This window comes from Paenibacillus sp. AN1007 (assembly GCF_040702995.1).
Lineage (GTDB): Bacteria > Bacillota > Bacilli > Paenibacillales > Paenibacillaceae > Paenibacillus.
Genome location: NZ_CP159992.1, coordinates 3,556,935 through 3,574,771, shown reverse-complemented (window position 1 = coordinate 3,574,771; position 17,837 = coordinate 3,556,935). Strand labels below are relative to the sequence as shown.

Sequence of the window (17,837 nt, the reverse complement as noted above, 5' to 3'; positions counted from 1 at the left end):
AGGAACCGAGTTGGTTCGCTGGCTTACATCTTCACTGCAGCGTAAGCTGTCCATTGTTGTGACAGCTTCAATGATTGTGCCGCTGCTGGCACTTGGAGTATTTGCTTTTCTATTCTCTTCACGGATTACCGAGGAGAAAACAAAATTATCGGGGATGGATACGCTAAAGCAGGTCGAGGCGAACCTTCGCTATATGCTCCAGGATGCCGAAAATTTATCAATCTTCCTGATCGGAGAACGGGATATACAGCAGTATCTGAGCCGTAATGAGGATCATGAACTCGATCGTATAGACATTTTGGGCAGAATGACCAACTTGGCCGCATCCAAAAAATATATCGCCAACATTGCGATTTACCCCGGGCGTTTTGACGCTGCCCTTTCAACGGCTGCCTGGTATGAGCCGGATGGCGCAGATCTCTTTTATGGGCCTTTTTCCGGCCAAAGTACCGGTAGAGAAACAGATAAACGGTGGACGGGAGTGTATTCCGTTCGAAATTATGCGGGCATTCAAAATGTGATTACGTTAATTCGGCCAATCCGCAGCATTCACGATTATCGCACGCTGGGCTGGCTGGCGATCAGTCTGGATGAAAAAGTAATCTCGAAAGGTTGGCCCGCACTGGGATTGGGCAAGGGTGAAGGCAGACTGGAACTGATCGGAACCGCCGGAGAGATATTATCCTCCATGAACAAGTCCAGACTCGGACTTCATATGTCTGACATCGAACCTGGACTTTTGACACGTATTCAGAAGGGAAGCGGGGGCACGACAACGTATGGCGAGGGAGAGCAGCGGCGTACCGTGCTGTATTATCCCGAGAAATTGACGGGTTGGATGCTGGTTGGCACGGTTCCTTACGAACAATACCGGTCTGAGAATAGCTATATTTTGATTTTGACTGTTATTGCAGTTGCCCTGTCTGCCCTGATCAGCGGCGGCCTGGTCTGGTTTACGGTTCGCAGAATCACGAGACCGCTGCTTTTGTTAACCAGGCATCTCTCACGAATAGACCCAAAGCGTCCACTGCCCTTATTTCGATCGGAAAGTGATGACGAGATTGGCAAGCTCGGCGAGAGCTACAATCTGCTTGGTGCGCATATCGATATGCTGAAGGAAGAGATCATTCGTGGTGAAGCACGCAAAAAAGAAGCAGACCTGCGTGTGCTTCAAGCACAGATCAATCCTCATTTTCTGTATAACACACTCTCCTCCATTCATTGGATTGCACTGATGTCCAAAGAAAACCGAATTGCAGATATGGTGGAGGGACTGAGTGATTTTCTGCGAATCAGTCTGAACCAGGGACAGGATTACTGCCCGGTTGCGCAGGAAATCGCGCATATCCGTCATTATGTACGGGTGCAGTCCATCCGTTTCCCGGATCAGTTTGTGCTTCATTACATTGTTGACCCTGCATTGGAGCAGCAAATGATGCTGAAACTGCTGCTGCAGCCCTTGGTGGAGAATGCAATGATTCACGGGATTCAGAAGGCGGGGAATCAGGGCACGATCACCATAATGATTCAGAAGGATCATGTGTACAAGCGAATGAACGTACTGGTGCTGGACGACGGGGCAGGGATGACGGCGGACAAGCTGAAGCAGCTGCAGGCAGGCCTGATTCCTGAAGATGAGAGCGGTTTAATTTCATCTGATCGTCCTTTACACGGAGAGCGGCTGGAACACCCTCTGTCTGCAGGAGGCTATGGTCTTCGCAATGTGAATGAACGGCTGCTGCTTCATTATGGAAGGGATGCGCTGCTTGAAGTTCACAGCAGAGAGGGCGAGGGCACCCGGATTTCGTTCTCCATACCAATCCTGGAGGAATCGCCATGAGATTATTAATTGTTGATGACGAAGTCATTATACGTACAGGACTCGCCAGTGTCATTGCCTGGCACGAACTTGGTATCGAGCTGCTGCATCCTGCTGCTTCGGCAGAGGAAGCTTGGTCACGCTTAAGCGAAGAGCGTCCACATATCCTGATGACGGATATTCGAATGAATGGCAGATCAGGGCTGGAACTGGCAGAAGCAGCACTGGATCTGTTACCGGAGCTGGAGGTCATTATTTTATCAGGTTATGATGATTTCAGTTACGCCCAGCAGGCTATTCGTAACGGGGTTACGGACTATCTGCTCAAAACGAGTAAACCGGAAGAGATTATCAAAACCGTGCTGCAGGCCAAGAGCAGAATTACAGAACGCTGGGCAGCGAAGTCCCAAGAGGGAAAGCAGTTACGCGAGAACCGGGAAAGGCTGTTTGCGAGCTGGGTAATTGAAGGCAATACCGAGTCTGGTGTCTGTCCTGCTTTTTTGGAGTTTGATACAGATCAGGCGGACATCTTCTCATCCATGCGGGAGGAGAGCTGCCGTGAACGATCCATAAGCAGACAGGTTGTCCTGATTCAGGCATCAGGCTGGAACCGAGCCTCGGATGCGCTGCTCGATTTGCTGTGCAAAATATGCTCGAAGATGTCCTGCCTGACGCTGTGGCACAGGTTGAGAAGCAGCATATTGTCTGTATACTGCCTTATGCCGCAGCACTGGACAGAAGTGGATACAGGCTTGAGGATGGGATTAACCGAGTGGAACAGTGGTTGAAATGTTCCCTTCGTGCTGCTGCGGGTGAGCCTGTTCAAAAATCTGTTGAGCTTCACCACAGCTATCAGACCGCGCTGGCGGCCTATCGTTATCGCGGACTCACAAATGCCAAAGTGTGGCGGTATGAGCAGATCAGCGACCGGCAGGGCGGCAAGACCGTGCTGACTCAGGAGGAGGAAACGGTACTTGGCCGTTTGCTGATGGACAATGATCCCGTCACACTGACGGTATGGACTCGTGAACTCGTTACAAGTTTGATTGCCGAATCTGATGTTACACCCGGATCGTATACGGCCTGTCTGCACTCAGCTCTCATCGCCGGGCACCGCTGGTTCGCTCGAACGCTGCAGGCTATTGGACGTGAACAGCCTGCACGGCTTAAGCCATGGACGCCGGAGCCGGATAAGGATGCTGCGGCGCTGGGTGATGAGCTTTTTCACCATTTATACGATCTGATGCATACGTATCACAGCCGCTTGGGACAGGGGCAGGCTGCACATGTGCAAAAGGCGATTGGTTATATTGAATCTTCACTCACACAGGATATCAGTCTGCAGCAGGTGGCTGGGCAGATTCATCTGCATCCGGGACACCTCAGTGAGCTGTTTAAAAAAGAAATGGGCGTGACCTTTGGAGACTTTGTCACGGATATGCGAATTCGACGAGCGATGGATATGCTCGCCGTGTCACCAGCCAAAGTGAGTGAGATTGCAGCCGTCAGCGGATACGACGATGTGAAATACTTCAGCAGACTTTTCAAAAAGCATACAGGCAAGACCCCCAGTGAATACCGGGAACAGGCACTCGTATTTAAATCTTCAGGCAGCTAGGTGAGAGGAGCGAGGGGATATGGTGAACGTTCGACGTTCAAGTCAGGATTTGTCAGGACAATGGAGGATACAGCATTACGAGGTTGGGGAAAAGGGGGCGATGGATGCTGCAGCAGCCGCACTGGATGACCGGTTTTGGATCGGGGCAGCCGTGCCTGGAGATGTTCATGGAGCACTTGCAGCGCGCGGCATTATCGATCCGCCTTATTTCGGGCATAACGATGCCAAGAGCCGCTGGATCGAGCAGAAGGAGTGGTGGTACCGTACTACCTTTAACCTTACAGATGTGGACGCCTCATCGGAGGAACATATTGAGCTGGTATTTGAAGGGCTGGACACGTTTGCTTCGATCTATGTAAATGGTCATGAGATCGGTACAACGGCTAATATGCTGATGTCGCATACGTTTGATGTGACTCGTGTCGTGCGAAATGGCTGGAATGCGATTGCGGTTCGGTTCGACCCACTCCATCTACATCACCGCGACAAAGAGCTGTTTGACTGGTCCTCGTATACCAAAGAACGTCCGTGGCTGCGCAAAGCCGCGATGAATTTTGGCTGGGATTGGGGGCCGCGCATGGTTACCGTGGGGATTTGGGGGGCGGTACGCCTGGAGCGCAGCACGGTTGCGAAGCTGGAGAATGTCTATGCCCGGACCGAACGGATAAGCAAGGAACAGGCTCAAGTCCATATAACGGCTGCTGTGCGCTCTGTGCTGTCTTATCGCGACAGGCAAAAGCGTACACAACCTGTCGTTATGACTTGTGATATTCGACTCTTGAACGACCGTGGTGACACCGTGGCAGGAGCCGATTCATGGCCTGTGGCCGATGGGGAAACGGATGCGGTGTTACATGTTTCCGAACCTCGCTTATGGTGGACTCATGATCTGGGCGAGCCTTACTTGTACACACTGGAGGTTACGCTCTATGCGGACGGGCAGGCTTTAGATCAATACCGTCAGCCCTTTGGTATACGGACACTGGAGCTGGCGCTTAACAATGAGCAGGGGGAGAACCGTTTTGCTTTTATCCTGAACGGTGTCCAAATATATGCTAAAGGGGCGAACTGGATACCTGCGGATCAACTGATTGGCACCATCCCGAATTCACGGTACAGAGAGCTGGTTGAGCTGTCCGTGGAGGCACATATGAACATGCTGCGTGTGTGGGCAGGCGGCATCTATGAGAAGGACGTATTTTACGATGAGTGTGATCGTCAAGGTGTGCTCGTTTGGCAGGATTTTGCGTTTGCCAATGCACTGTTTCCGGATTTTAACCGTGATTTTATGGATCTGGTGCGGCAGGAGGTCACAAATAATGTACTTCGACTGCGGAGCCGGGCTTCCCTGGCCCTCTGGTGCGGCAACAATGAGATTGACTGGCTGTATGACATGAAAACCGCAAGCGGTGATATCACCAGCCCATTCTATGGGGAATTGATCTATCACGAACTGATCCCGGAGCTGCTGGAGCAGCTTGATCCGTCCCGTCCGTACTGGCCATCCTCGCCTTATGGCGAAAGTCACGGACAGGATGCGAATGATCCGGACACCGGGGATCGTCATAACTGGCAGGTGTGGCACGGGTCGGTATACCCGAGAAAATACGGAGAAGTACCGATTCTGGATTACAGCATTGAAGGAGTCACATTTAAAAATTATAAAAAAGATGAAGCTCTGTTCAGCAGTGAGTTTGGTATGCATGCTTCGGCCAACCGGTATACATTGGAGAAAAATATGCCTGCAGACCAGTTTTACTGGGGCAGCCCCGAGATGGCTTATCGGAACAAAGATACGAATCACCAGAAAGGCATGCTGCTGATGGAAGGTTATACGGGCCTCCCGCAAAATATACAGGAATACATGAACTTCTCCATGCTGACTCAGGCAGAGGGCCTACGCTATGGTATTGAACATTTCAGGCGGATCAATCATCGTAACCGTGGTGCGCTTGTGTGGCAGCTGAACGACAGCTGGCCGGGGACAAGCTGGTCGATGATTGATTATGAACTGCTGCCTAAAGCTTCCTATTATTATGCCAAGACGTTCTTCCATCCGGTCCTGATGTCGCTGGACCATGAGCCGGGAGAACCGCTGGACTTATGGATCGTTAACGATACACAAGATGAAATTAGCGGCCAACTTCGGCTGAATATATATGATCTGCATGGAGAAGTGCTGCACTCCAGCGCACATGGGGTTAAGGTGCAGCCGCAGTCTTCATTGTGCACTGTATCAGTGGATGAAGCGGATATTCTGGGTGCAAGACGCCCCGAAGAGGTAATGGTGGAGCTGGTTTCCGAGGGGTTTGCTGCACCCGTGAATCGTTACTTTTTGCGTGATCCTAAGGATGTCCTGCTGCCGCCTACTCAGCTCAGTGTTCACGTGAATGAAGAGGAACAATCCGTTACCGTCACGGCGTGTGATGCCATTGCACGTATGGTGAAGCTGGAACTGCCTATGGGCCGAATTCGCTTCAGTGATAACTATTTTGATCTACTCCCGGGAGAGAGCCGAACGGTAACACTCCGTCATCCAGAGATGCAGGCTTTGCCTTTCACACAGCTTCGCGTAAGTGCGATGAATGGCGGCGAGGCTTGAAACCCCTGTGTTTTATTTACGTAGAGTAATATACGATTGTGTATTCGGGACAAGGAAACATGACCATAGAGAGGAGGATGTACATTCATGTCTTTTGTGTTTTTTCCTGGAATGATCGTGTTTCTTGTGATTGCCGTGCTGTTCATCATCGGTATAACCTACGTTATTTATAAAACCAGACAAATGTTTCACCGGGTCAGCAATCTGGAGAGAATTGTATATGAGCACGCTAATCGGTCATCCGACCCCTCTTATGAGATGCATCAGGAACAGGCATTTAAGAAGGAAGATCAGCGTCGTGATTCTGAATGAACATGAATGAAGCTTCTGTATGCTGTGTATCCCCTGTATGAACAGATCACTTGTAACCGCAAGCAGCAAGAAAGCCATGCCTCTGTTAGGGGCATGGCTTTCTTATGTCATTATGTCAGTGAGCACCCGGAGCGCGTGAAATCTTTAAAAGGAAATCAGAATACCCATCTCTTTAACGGAAGGATTCATAACGCTGCCGAAAAGAAGATTCCATCTCAACTTGCCGAGCCAACTGCTGCTGTACTTTCGGGCCGCGGATGGCCTGCAGCTGCTGCAGCACCTCGGCAGATTCGAAACGGCCCTCTGCCATCTGAAGCAGCAGTTCAGAGAGGACATCGGCATCCTCAAGCGCAGCATTCAGTCCAAAGGCACCTGTCGGGGTCATCGTATGAGCAGCATCGCCGATAAGCACGACGTTATCCTCCGCCCATCGGGAACTATAACTGCTCTCTACGGACAGCAGTACAAAGTCACTCCAGTTCTGAATATGCGCAGCGACAGCGTCGGCAAGACAAGGGAAGGCAGATACCAGTTTGCCTACGAAGGGAGCAAAGGGCATTTCACGCAGTTTGGCATACCCGCCCTCGGGAATATTCCATCCGATCTGAACATAACCGCCGTATTGCGAAAACAGGGCCAGCTGCTGCCCATCCATACCAGCCATGCGTACAGCGGGTTCCCATCCCGCTGGTGCAGGGATGCGTGCCCATAACAGATCGTAACCGTGCTTGCGGATATCGGGTACAAGACCCGCATGTTTGCGAACTGCTGAATATCTGCCATCTGCACCAATAACGACTGATGCTCGAATGGAGGCAGGAACACCCTTCTGCCGTACATTAATACCAGCAACCCTGCCGCTTTTGTCTCGAAGCAGACCGGTCATGACCGTATTAAACCGGACCTGATGCAGCGGACTCAAGCCTTCGGTTTGAGCTGTAATAGCTTCAAGAAGGTGGTCCTGCGGGACGTGTATACCGACATGATTCTCCCCTTTGTTTACATCAGGATGAATCGTATGGATGATGCTGCCTTCTTCCCAATATTGTATCTGCTCCAGCGGCAGTACCCCGCGCTGTTGAATCGGAGCATACAAGCCGTGCTTGTTCAAGATGGCTTCGCCGTCTGCGTTCAGCAGCTCACCGCGGAACGATTTATGAAGATGCGGCTGCCGTTCGATGAGCAGTGAGGAAATGCCTTTCCGGTTTAGTAAATATGAAAGCAATGCGCCTCCGGGGCCTGCCCCGACGATACAGACATCTGTATCGCTGGCGTCCGATGCTTGATAAGATTTTATTGAGTTCATGTTCATTATTCCCCTGCAGTATAGTGGTAAAGCTATAACGATAGAAAAAAAGTTTACTTTATTACAACAGATTTATTTAAATAATTAAGTAACTAAAAGTAACTTAAAAGGATATACGTTATTATAATCAAACAGCTGTACATATACAATAGGCTGATATGTAATTTTTAATGTGAATGATCGGAGAAACAGCTTCCAACTGCAGCTCTCTTTTTTTCACAACCAAATGTGTGTAAATATGTTACAATATAAGGCAGGTTACGATGAAAGGCAGGAGGAACATATATGAGCCCGAATACGGAGCGAAACTCGCAATTGGCAAACGTCGATCAATTGTTGGAGGCCTTCTTCAGATATAAAAATAAAGTATTGGACCAGCAGCAAAAATCGGAAACCAACTGTAAGCTGAATCCAACAAAAAGCCATATATTGGGTATGATCCTGCGTGAAAAGCGCTGCATGGCTGTCGATGTAGCGCGTCAGCTTAGTCTGTCATCCGGGGCAACAACGATCGTTCTTAATCAGCTTGAAAGTGAAAATCTGATTCAGCGGGAACGCAGCGAGGAAGATCGCAGAATTGTGTGGCTGTCTTTAACAGAAGAGGGCGAGCAGTTAGCCACGGCGCTAAATGTCAACCGCGGTCGTATGACTTGGGAGCTGTTACAAGCGCTTACGGAGGAGGAGCAGCAGTTAATGCTGGGTATGCTCAAAAAAATAGAAATGAAGCTGCTGGAAAAAATGAGATCACTAGAGCAGACGTATCGTTAGTGCATAAAAAATTTAAATTGGATATGACATCTGAAGACGTCAGTCCTCATGTTTCATCCCGATACCGGGTATGAACCGTGAAGACTGGCGTTTTGCGCGTTCAGCAGCATTACAGGTGAAAACGGGATACATGGTCGCTCAGGCCTTCCTGCATTAGGATGTCTTTCTGTCTGCTGCCCATTAAATCAAAATGAGGGAAGGGTTGTCTTCGATGAATATAACGGGGGTCAAGTCCGTGTTCGCGGCACCATTGTTCCAAACGATTCAGATCTGCACAGCCTACTTTGGTAACGCTGGTCATGCCTGGAAAACGGGAATCGATCCAGAAATGAGTGAGAAAAGCGATCTCGCCGCGGGCGACTTGTTCCTTCCACGCTGCGAGTTCCTGTCGTTTAATTCCAAAAGCCATAATTGAACGTTCCTTTCTGACAGAGTATGGTCCTCAACATATTGTACATCTTATATATAACATCAATCAAAAATGTTTCGGCACATGCGTATCAGTGCTGTTGAAATGGGTAAATGAGAATAAATATGAATATGAAAACATTGTTATAGTCATGTATGTTTTTGTTAGAATAAAGTTCATGAAAAAGCATTCGTAACTTTAGCAGCGGAAAGGAATGTCATCATGGAGTTATTTATAACCGTACTTGTTTTGCTGGGTCTGATCGGTTTATCCAACGTGCTGAACCGTTTCGTACCTTTTATTCCCGTTCCGCTTATACAGATTGCACTAGGCGTACTCATTGCACTGCTGCCTGCTGGCGTCCATCTGCCCCTTAATCCCGAATTGTTTTTTGTGTTATTCATTGCTCCTCTGCTGTATAACGATGGCAAAAGAACGCCAAGAAATGAACTGTGGAACCTGCGTGCACCCATTCTTCTGCTTGCGCTCGGGCTGGTATTTGTTACCGTTGCAGTGGCTGGTTATGCCATACATTGGCTGATTCCGACGATTCCGCTGCCTGCTGCATTTGCGCTCGCGGCTATCCTGTCTCCGACAGATGCAGTGGCTGTAGGAGCCATGGCCGGACGTGTGCATCTGCCCAAAAGCATACATAGACTTCTGGAAGGCGAAGCATTGATGAATGACGCTTCAGGCCTTGTGGCTTTTAAATTTGCAATCGCTGCTGCGGTGACTGGCGTTTTTTCACTGGCTCAAGCATCGGTTAGTTTCATCATCATTGCTGTAGGAGGTCTGCTCGCGGGTGCATTGATGTCCTTCCTTTTTATCCGTCTCGGAGTCTGGATTCGCAGGCTTGGTATGGAGGATGTCACCATTCATATGCTGCTGCAGATTCTGACACCATTCGTAATCTATCTGGTAAGTGAAGAGATTGGAGTTTCCGGCATCCTGGCGGTAGTTGCAGGCGGAATTATTCATGCGGTTGAACGTGACCGTGCAGAATCGGTCCAGCTCAAGATGCAGGTGGTGTCTGCGAGCACTTGGTCCGTAATTTTATTTCTTTTGAACGGTCTCGTGTTTGTTATTCTTGGCGTGCAGGTACCCGATGTACTGAGTACGATCTTTGTCAATGTGTCATTTAATAACTTTGAAGTGCTTGGGTATGTTGTGCTGATTTCACTGCTGCTTGTCCTGCTTCGTTTTTTGTGGATTTATTTGTTCTGGCAGGGTAATGAATGGCTGCGGGCCAAGTCCGCTATCGGGAAACCTCGCTTCAAGGAAATTACAATTCTATCTCTTTCGGGAGTGAGAGGTGCGGTAACGCTGGCTGGGGCATTTTCAATTCCATACGTGCTTCAGGACGGATCACCGTTTCCTGAGCGCGATCTAATTATTTTTTTGGCGGCGGGTGTTATTCTGTTCTCTCTGATTGCTGCAAGTGTCCTGCTGCCCGTGTTGGCTAAAGGAGACGGGAAAACTTCAGATGAGAATACACCGAAGAAGTCGGAACGCAGAGCCCAGGACATTATGTTGAATGCTGCCATTCGAGCTGTCAAATCCGAGATGAATGATGAAAATAAAGCTGCCGCATTGGCCGTTGTATCCGACTTGTCCAAATATATCAAACAAGTGACAGGACAGTTTACTGCGGATAATCGTAAAGTGATGCAAAAACAGGAAACAGCCATAAATCTGATGGCCACCCGAGCCGAGCGCAGAGAGATAGAAACGATGCAGGCTGAAAATGCTCTTGGGCCTGAAGCGGCTTTTAAATGTGATCACTGGCTCGACCGCAAGGAGATGATGCTGTCCAACCGAACCAATACACAGCTTCTCGACTCGTTGAAAGAGATTATGCGTATGCTGAGCCAGCTGTTCACGAACGGCTCGAGGAAACAAGAGCAGCCGTTTATGCTTGAGAATGCAGAACTGTTCCGTAAAGTAAAGCTGCGCACATCACAGGCAGCGATCAAAGCCATCCGCGCACAGATGAATGATACCAACCGTGCCGCTGCCCTTGCCGTTATCGCCAAATATGAGCGAGTAATCGCAAAACTGCGTGCCTGGAATCAGGACAAGACGGAAGATCCGTTTGATCAGGATAAACTGGAGCTTCAGATGGTTGCGATTCAAGAGCAGCGCAATACGGTACAGCAATTATATGAGAACGGCGAAATTACCCGGGATACGGCGGCAAAGCTGCGTCGTTACATCAATGATGTGGAGGCGACGGCTTTGAAAAACGATTAATTCGGTCATTCATGAGTTTGCACGAATCGGGCAATGCTAATGGAGAGTTTGACGTATGAAAATCAAAGTGAGGATACGACATGAACCTGAAAGCAACCCGATTCATCGCATTATTTATACTGGCTGTGATGCTGCAGAGCAGTGCAGCGAGTTCAGCGTATGCCAAGCCCGTGCAGAAGAATCGCCAGTATTATGAAGAGCGGGGAGAGATCGTATGGGAAGTCCCTACACAGGACAAATTAATCGCCCTGACCTTTGATGATGGGCCAGACCCTGTGCAGACTCCCCAGATTTTGGCTGTGTTGAAACAATACCACGCTAAGGGAACTTTTTTTGTGCTCGGCAAATGGGCAGAAAAGTATCCTGATCTCGTCAGACAGGAGCAGCTCGAAGGACATGAGATTGCCAATCATACGTATGCCCATACGTATGCCGTTCGCTCAACAGCAGCAGACAAGTACATGAAAGATATGGAAGCGGCAGAAGCTTCAATCGAAGCTGCAGGTGCACATCGCCCGATGCTGTTCAGACCTCCTGGAGGGTACTATAACGATATGGTAATTCAGGCGGCCAAGCAAAAAGGATACACCATTGTTTTATGGTCTTGGCATCAGGACACTCGGGACTGGGCTTTACCTGGTGTGTCTGCCATTACGAAGAAGGTGCTGCATAATGCACGCAATGGTGATATTGTTCTGTTTCATGACAAAGTAGATGGCAAATCTCATACCATTGAAGCGCTAAAAACAATCCTTCCCAAACTACAGGAGCAGGGATATCAGTTTGTGACGGTATCGGAACTTCTTGCGGTGAAAGCCCGTGAAGCTGCGAAGGATGGTTTATCCTCTTCACTGCCGTAATGCCATCCTTAACACTGGGGAGGTAAGTTTCAATCTCTTCATTATTGAAGTATGGCTGGATCGATCCGCAGTAGTCGCTCGTATGCCGTCATGCCATTTCCAACCGCAGGTCCTTGATGCAATGCCGGACTGCGGTTGTTTGGCATGATCCGCTGCAGGGCATCTGCATGTATGATGCAGTCTTTTGTTTTGCAGCTCAAACGTCTAGAATAGATAATGCCGTAGGTGTAGAACATGCTGCATACCGTTCATGTAATGGCAGATGCTGCATTGCTGAGATTTCTATAAAGAGAAGGTGAATAAGTTGAATGGACAAAAGAGAGCAGACATCAGACCTGGTTTGGAGGTCGATATCGTACTGAAGCAGGATCAATCTTCTGGTAAACTGACGAGAGGAATCGTTAAGGACTTGTTAACCAATTCGCCAACACATCCTCATGGGATTAAAGTGAGATTAACAAGCGGGCAAGTCGGCCGAGTGAAACATGTGGTATCCGCAGGCCATAGTCCGCAATGAGGTTAAGCGGCAGGCTGGATACCACTGCAGTGGTGATGGCACATGTGTCGACGGTTAATTCGCGTCAGCAGGATGCCCAACGTCTGCTGCGAGATTGGTCTCGATCACGCGTCACATTTAGAGGAGAAAAATAGCCGCTATGGTAGTTACGATTAATCCAAGAATCACCGGTTTCAGATTGCGCCGTGCCAGTTCAAACGGGCTGACCCCGCAGATGGCTGCCGCTGGAATCAACGCCCACGGAATTAACGTTCCGCCGCCGACCCAGATTGCGGCTACTTGGCCAAGTGCGGTAAGCATCGGGGCAGAGCCTGCTGTTCCGGCAAACATGGAAGCCGTGGAGCCAACCAGTGAAATTCCTGAAAATCCGGAGCCGTCCATACCTGTCACGGCTCCGGTAACAGTCATGGTAACAGCCCCCACGGTGTCATTCAAAGGCACAAGCCCCGCAAGCGCCACTCCGAGATCATTGACGATGCCATGGGATCCTTCAGGAAGCGGGTTTACAAATAACTCGGTAATGGCAGCGTCTCCAAGATAAAAGAATGCGGCAATCGGAATGACTGGACCAAATACTTTGAATCCGAATTGAAATCCCTCAATGAGATAATGGGTCGTTTCCTCTGATCCGCTAAGGAGGTGTGCAGTAATAGAAACGGCAATCAGAATAACAACCGCGGTTCCCCCGATTAGTGCGGTAGCGTCCCCGCCCTGCAGGTCAAGCACAAACATCAGTACAACGTCCAGTGCGAATAACAACGGAATGAGCAGAGCGAATGTTTTTCTCAGACGAAGAGGCATCGCTTGGAAGGGTGCAGATTCATTTGTTTCTGATTGTGACTCAGATGCTGACTGCTGCTGCACAGAATCCTGTACCTTCCCTTGGGTGGATTTCATTTCTTTGCGAAGCATCCAGAATGCGGTAAGGGTAGATACCGTACCCATGACGATGACGAGAGGAACACTGGCAGCCATCACCGACGTAACGGGAAGGCCTGCTGCATCGGCTGTAAGTTTCGGAGCACCTTGAATGATGTAATCCCCTGACAGGGCAATGCCGTGTCCAAACAGATTCATGGCGATAGCGGCTCCAATCGGAGGTAAACCCACACGAACGGCTGCAGGCAAAAGCACGGCTCCAATCAATGCAACTGCCGGAGAAGGCCAGAAAAATAAGGATACCACCATCATAATCAGTCCTATACCCCAGAATGCGGCTGAGGGCGTACGAATAAATCGGGTGAGGGGTGCGACCATGACTTCATTAATTCCTGTTCGGATCAGAACGCGGCTCATCGCAACAATAATTGAAATGATAAAGATTGTACTTAATAATTCTTTCGCTGCGTAGATAAAACTGTTGAAGATTCCGGCGACCGACCCGCTTAACGTTTCCGCTGCCAGCAGTCCAACGGTCATAATGCCTGCGACACAGATGATTGTGGTATCTCTGCGCCGCACCATAACAGCGATAATCAGGACAATAAATGCCAGATATACATAATGCAGCGGGACGAGTTGAATATTCATCATGATGACAGCCTCCCTATATCCCTGGTCACCGACCCGGGCGTGATATATCCTATGCATGTCAAGCCCGGGTGTTCAAGGAGCCGCAGCGATTGAAAGATTATTCTTATTCTGTCTTTCGCATACTTGGTGTGAGCGTCTTTGTCTTTGGTTCAACATATACAGCAGGATTTTTTTTACATTCGGAGAATTATTATGATTAAATGCTGGCATGCACGTCGCGGGAGCATATGATTTGCATCAAGTCACAAGAACACATATCCGGGAGTCACCGAACCTGATAGACAGCGTCAAACAGAGGTGATTACAATATACATGCCATCTTCAGGGAGAAATTAGAAAATGCAGCTCAGTCTGAATCAAAAGGACGGTAATCTATGAACCTGATCCGTTCATTGCGTTTTAAATTTATTGTGGGACTTACACTGATCATGCTTCCTCTATTTTTGCTGCTGTACTACAACAATGTGTACGCTATGAAGGTTGTCCGGGATAAGGTATCCCTTACCAATATGAATCATCTCGCCAAAAACGTGGAACAAAATGAGCGAGTATTACAGGAAACGAATCGATATTTATACAGTTTGGGCGAGCGTGACCCTGATATTATCTCTCTGTTTTTTCTTCAATACGGAAGCGGAGACTATATCATTGCCAAACAGCGCATCATGAATAAATTTATGACCGATATCGGTTTCTACAATCTTATCGACTCTTTTTATTTGTATGATGCTGTGAATGATGACCTGCTGCTGGCGACCGCGGGCAATTATGATATTAAAAAATCCGTGGTACAGCGCAACATGCCTGCCCAGATGCGTCAGCTGGAAGGAGATATTCAGAAGCCGGAATGGAGCATTGTGCGCGGAGGATCGTTTAATGCGCTTGTGAAAACGGTGCGCATTAATCAGCAGTTTTATGCCGGTGCACTGGTCAATATGAATGCGCTGAATGACTCACAGCAGTTTACGGAATCGGGAGACAGAGGTGGAGCGGTTATCGTTACACCCGATGGCAGAGCTTTATCCGATTCTACGTTAAACGCGGGGCAGATCAAGCTGGCGGCCGATCATTTGACCGGGTTGGAGAGCCCGTATCAGGTGATCTCTGAACCTGGCAGGCAGGCTCGTCAATATCTGATGGTAGGCATTCCTTCTGCGATGTCGGAGATGAACTACGTCGTATTACTGCCAGAGGAAGATATGATGCGCAACCTGCCGTTTTTTCAGCAGATCATCAGGCTGCTTCCCATCGGGGCGGCTGTCATCTTGATTACGGCGCTGTTCTTCCTGAGGCAGCTGCTGTTTCGGCCGATGAATGCTTTGATTCGGGGGATGAGAAGAGTTAGTCGGGGTGAACTGGATGTAACGCTGGAGGCACCATCCTCGTCCGAACTGGAGTTTGTAACACGCAGCTTCAATCAGATGATTCAGGAAATTCAGCACCTGAAGATTGATGTATATGAGGAGCAGCTGCGTACGCGTGAGGCAGAGTTCAAGCAGCTGCAGATGCAGATTAACCCTCACTTTTATCTTAATTCTCTGAACATTATCCACAGCTTGGCTTCTCTGCAAAAGCATGAACTGGTGCAGCAGATGGCAGGTCATCTGGCTGACTATTTCAGATCCAGTTTACGAGCCGGCAAACGTGTGATTACGCTGAACGAAGAGACGGAACATATTCGGCACTATCTGGAAATTCAGAAGCTTCGTTTTCCGAGCAAGCTGGATTTCGAACTGGATATCAGTCCTAATGCCGGACATTATGTGCTGCCGCCGCTGACGATTCAGCCTTTTGTGGAAAATGCAATTATCCATGGTTTTCAACGCAGAATGCAGCCGTTTGTGATTCGTATTACCGCACATCTCACTGAACCTTCGGGCGGCCTGACGGGTGAAGGTGTGCTTCGGCTTCAGATTACGGACAACGGCGTCGGATTCGAACCCGGGATGCTGGAGCAGCTGCAGCAGGGGCAGTACGCCAAAGACCCCGGGGGACAGCACATTGGAATATGGAATGTTGCCCATCGCCTGCTCGTAAAGTATGGTCATGAGGCCGGGTTAATATTTGAGAATAGACCAGAAGGAGGCGCTGCAGTAAGCGTTTATCTGCCTGCTCAGACTGAAGAGCAAGAAGGAGGAACTCATGCGGAACCTGTTGATCGTGGATGATGAAGTGTACGCCTTACAGGCCATGCTGGAGGGTGTAGACTGGAAGGCAGCCGGAATCGATCAGGTGTTTGGTGCGTGTGATGTCGAAGAGGCAAGACAGGTTATCCGTACACATGCCATCGACATTCTGATCTGTGACATCGAGATGCCTGGGGAGACCGGGTTGGACCTGCAGAGCTGGGTATTAAAGCATGACCCAGCCATCCTGACTATTTTTCTGACGGGGCACGCCCTGTTCGATTATGCTCAGACAGCTATCAAATTGAACAGTTTTGATTATTTGTTGAAACCGGCCCCTGCAGACCAGCTGCTGAAAGTAGTTGCACGAGCTTTGGAGAAGATCAGGGATGGGGAACAGCGCACACGGACGAATGAAGTTTACGAAATCGTATACAAACGTTGGAAAACACATAAACCGCTGCTGACCGAACGATTCTGGAAGGATGCAGTATCCCAGCGGAGCACGCTAACTCCGCAGCGGCTGCAGGAACTTGCAGAACTGTATGGTGCAGAGATTGATCCCAAGGCACGCGTACTGCCTATCGTCATATCGGTGGAGGAATGGGTCCGTGAATTTAATCTGCGCGACGAAGAGGTGCTGGAATACGCACTCCGTAATGCGGCCAAGGAAGTACTGCTGGGGGACAAATCGGGTGAAGTGTTTCAGGACCACAGCGGATTGAATATTGTACTGGCCTACGAACAGGACGGTGTCATTCTCACTGCCCGAGAGGCGGAGCAGCGTTGTGAACGGTACATTCAGGAATGCGGCACCTACTTCTACTGCCGTTTGTCCTGTTACGTAGGGGCGCCGGTAGCCGTGACCGAACTGCAGGGCATGCTGAATGACCTTATGGACATGGAGCGGCGGAACATTAAGGAACTGGAAGAGGTATTTGTTTATGATGAGCGTGAGCGGCATCATGAAGATCGCTTTTTACCCATTCCGTGGTTCTCGGAACTGTCCGTTCTTTTTGAGACCGGTAAAGTAGATGATCTGCGCGAACGTGTGCATGAAATCTTCGAGCTTCTTGCTGCCCAGGAAGGACTGTCCCCGGAGATGCTGCGTCTTTACTATCATGCGATGCTGCACGTAGTCTATCCGCTGCTGCATCAGAATAATGTGTCGATCCGCAGCCTGTACCCGGGAGAGCGAGAGCCCGAAGAAGCCATGGTTACAAGATCGCTTCCGCAGTTGAAGCAGTGGACACTCGATCTCATTGATCGTGTCATTCCGGTACTGTACCCGAATGATCAGAATCCGATGTCGATTGTGGATCAGCTGTGTATTTACATCGAAAACCATATCGGCGAAGAGCTGATGCGTGAGGAACTGGCTGCGTTTGCCGGATTTAACCCTGCTTATCTGTCCCGTTTGTTTCGTAAGGAGAAAGGCATGTCTTTATCCGAATTTATTCTGCAGCGCAGAGTAGCCATGGCCAAAACGCTTTTGTCTCAATCCACCGTCAAGGTGACGGATATCGCAGGCAAGGTCGGTTACTATAATTACTCCCATTTTACGAAAATGTTCAAAAAATGTACCGGCATCACCCCTCAGGAGTTTCGCAAACAATCCAGAACCGTGTAATCAGGCGCAGCATGCTGCGCCTTTTGTATGCTGTTTATGGAACAAAAGTCATAATTTGATCATTGAACAGGTCACCACAGCAGATAG

General features: G+C 49.2%; 15 protein-coding genes. 11 read left to right on the top strand and 4 right to left on the bottom strand.

What is annotated here, in order from left to right:
- Nucleotides 1–10 precede the first annotated feature (10 nt).
- The 5 genes from ABXS70_RS15780 (at nucleotide 11) to ABXS70_RS15760 (ending at nucleotide 6,351) form a co-directional block, all read left to right on the top strand.
- Nucleotides 11–1,840, top strand: a complete 1,830-nt coding sequence (locus ABXS70_RS15780; RefSeq protein WP_366289059.1) for a sensor histidine kinase — start codon at nucleotides 11–13, stop codon at nucleotides 1,838–1,840.
- Nucleotides 1,837–2,607, top strand: coding sequence for a response regulator (locus ABXS70_RS15775; RefSeq protein ID WP_366289057.1), 771 nt, complete (start codon nucleotides 1,837–1,839; stop codon nucleotides 2,605–2,607). The genes ABXS70_RS15780 and ABXS70_RS15775 overlap by 4 nt, the downstream gene beginning before the upstream one ends.
- Complete coding sequence (locus ABXS70_RS15770) at nucleotides 2,496–3,437, top strand: AraC family transcriptional regulator (protein ID WP_366296664.1); 942 nt, start codon at nucleotides 2,496–2,498, stop codon at nucleotides 3,435–3,437. The genes ABXS70_RS15775 and ABXS70_RS15770 overlap by 112 nt, the downstream gene beginning before the upstream one ends.
- A gap of 19 nt (nucleotides 3,438–3,456) precedes the next feature.
- Nucleotides 3,457–6,039 (top strand): glycoside hydrolase family 2 protein, encoded by a 2,583-nt coding sequence (locus tag ABXS70_RS15765; RefSeq protein WP_366289054.1) that lies wholly within the window; start codon nucleotides 3,457–3,459, stop codon nucleotides 6,037–6,039.
- An 87-nt stretch (nucleotides 6,040–6,126) separates the two neighbouring features.
- The gene (locus ABXS70_RS15760) at nucleotides 6,127–6,351 is read left to right on the top strand and encodes a hypothetical protein (protein WP_366289051.1); all 225 of its coding nucleotides are present in this window, start codon (nucleotides 6,127–6,129) and stop codon (nucleotides 6,349–6,351) included.
- A gap of 172 nt (nucleotides 6,352–6,523) precedes the next feature.
- Here ABXS70_RS15760 and ABXS70_RS15755 read toward each other — a convergent pair whose 3' ends face one another.
- Nucleotides 6,524–7,657 carry an FAD-dependent monooxygenase gene (locus ABXS70_RS15755; RefSeq protein WP_342555353.1) on the bottom strand — a complete coding sequence of 378 codons (1,134 nt, stop codon included), beginning with the start codon at nucleotides 7,655–7,657 and terminating at the stop codon, nucleotides 6,524–6,526.
- Nucleotides 7,658–7,942: 285 nt separating this feature from the next.
- On the opposite strand from ABXS70_RS15755, the gene ABXS70_RS15750 reads away from it, so the two are divergent.
- The gene (locus ABXS70_RS15750) at nucleotides 7,943–8,425 is read left to right on the top strand and encodes a MarR family transcriptional regulator (protein ID WP_366289048.1); all 483 of its coding nucleotides are present in this window, start codon (nucleotides 7,943–7,945) and stop codon (nucleotides 8,423–8,425) included.
- Nucleotides 8,426–8,534: 109 nt separating this feature from the next.
- On the opposite strand, the gene ABXS70_RS15745 is transcribed toward ABXS70_RS15750, so the two are convergent.
- Nucleotides 8,535–8,834, bottom strand: coding sequence for a hypothetical protein (locus tag ABXS70_RS15745; RefSeq protein ID WP_342555355.1), 300 nt, complete (start codon nucleotides 8,832–8,834; stop codon nucleotides 8,535–8,537).
- A 222-nt stretch (nucleotides 8,835–9,056) separates the two neighbouring features.
- On the opposite strand from ABXS70_RS15745, the gene ABXS70_RS15740 reads away from it, so the two are divergent.
- Nucleotides 9,057–11,084: a Na+/H+ antiporter gene (locus ABXS70_RS15740; RefSeq protein ID WP_342555356.1), complete on the top strand. Its 2,028-nt coding sequence runs from the start codon at nucleotides 9,057–9,059 to the stop codon at nucleotides 11,082–11,084.
- Nucleotides 11,085–11,164: 80 nt separating this feature from the next.
- Entirely contained in the window at nucleotides 11,165–11,944 is a 780-nt protein-coding gene (locus ABXS70_RS15735; protein WP_342555357.1) for a polysaccharide deacetylase family protein, read from the top strand.
- Between the two features lie 41 nt (nucleotides 11,945–11,985).
- Here the strand turns inward: ABXS70_RS15735 and ABXS70_RS15730 are convergent, their stop codons facing one another.
- A complete protein-coding gene (locus ABXS70_RS15730; RefSeq protein WP_342555358.1) occupies nucleotides 11,986–12,180 on the bottom strand; it encodes a hypothetical protein in 195 nt (64 codons plus the stop codon).
- A gap of 68 nt (nucleotides 12,181–12,248) precedes the next feature.
- On the opposite strand from ABXS70_RS15730, the gene ABXS70_RS15725 reads away from it, so the two are divergent.
- Nucleotides 12,249–12,461, top strand: coding sequence for a YwbE family protein (locus ABXS70_RS15725; protein WP_342555359.1), 213 nt, complete (start codon nucleotides 12,249–12,251; stop codon nucleotides 12,459–12,461).
- A gap of 117 nt (nucleotides 12,462–12,578) precedes the next feature.
- Here the strand turns inward: ABXS70_RS15725 and ABXS70_RS15720 are convergent, their stop codons facing one another.
- Complete coding sequence (locus ABXS70_RS15720) at nucleotides 12,579–13,991, bottom strand: hypothetical protein (RefSeq protein ID WP_342556296.1); 1,413 nt, start codon at nucleotides 13,989–13,991, stop codon at nucleotides 12,579–12,581.
- Nucleotides 13,992–14,368: 377 nt separating this feature from the next.
- Here ABXS70_RS15720 and ABXS70_RS15715 point away from each other — a divergent pair, with 377 nt between their 5' ends.
- Nucleotides 14,369–16,162, top strand: coding sequence for a sensor histidine kinase (locus ABXS70_RS15715; RefSeq protein WP_342555360.1), 1,794 nt, complete (start codon nucleotides 14,369–14,371; stop codon nucleotides 16,160–16,162).
- Complete coding sequence (locus ABXS70_RS15710) at nucleotides 16,137–17,750, top strand: helix-turn-helix domain-containing protein (RefSeq protein WP_342555361.1); 1,614 nt, start codon at nucleotides 16,137–16,139, stop codon at nucleotides 17,748–17,750. The genes ABXS70_RS15715 and ABXS70_RS15710 overlap by 26 nt, the downstream gene beginning before the upstream one ends.
- The last annotated feature ends 87 nt before the right edge of the window (nucleotides 17,751–17,837 follow it).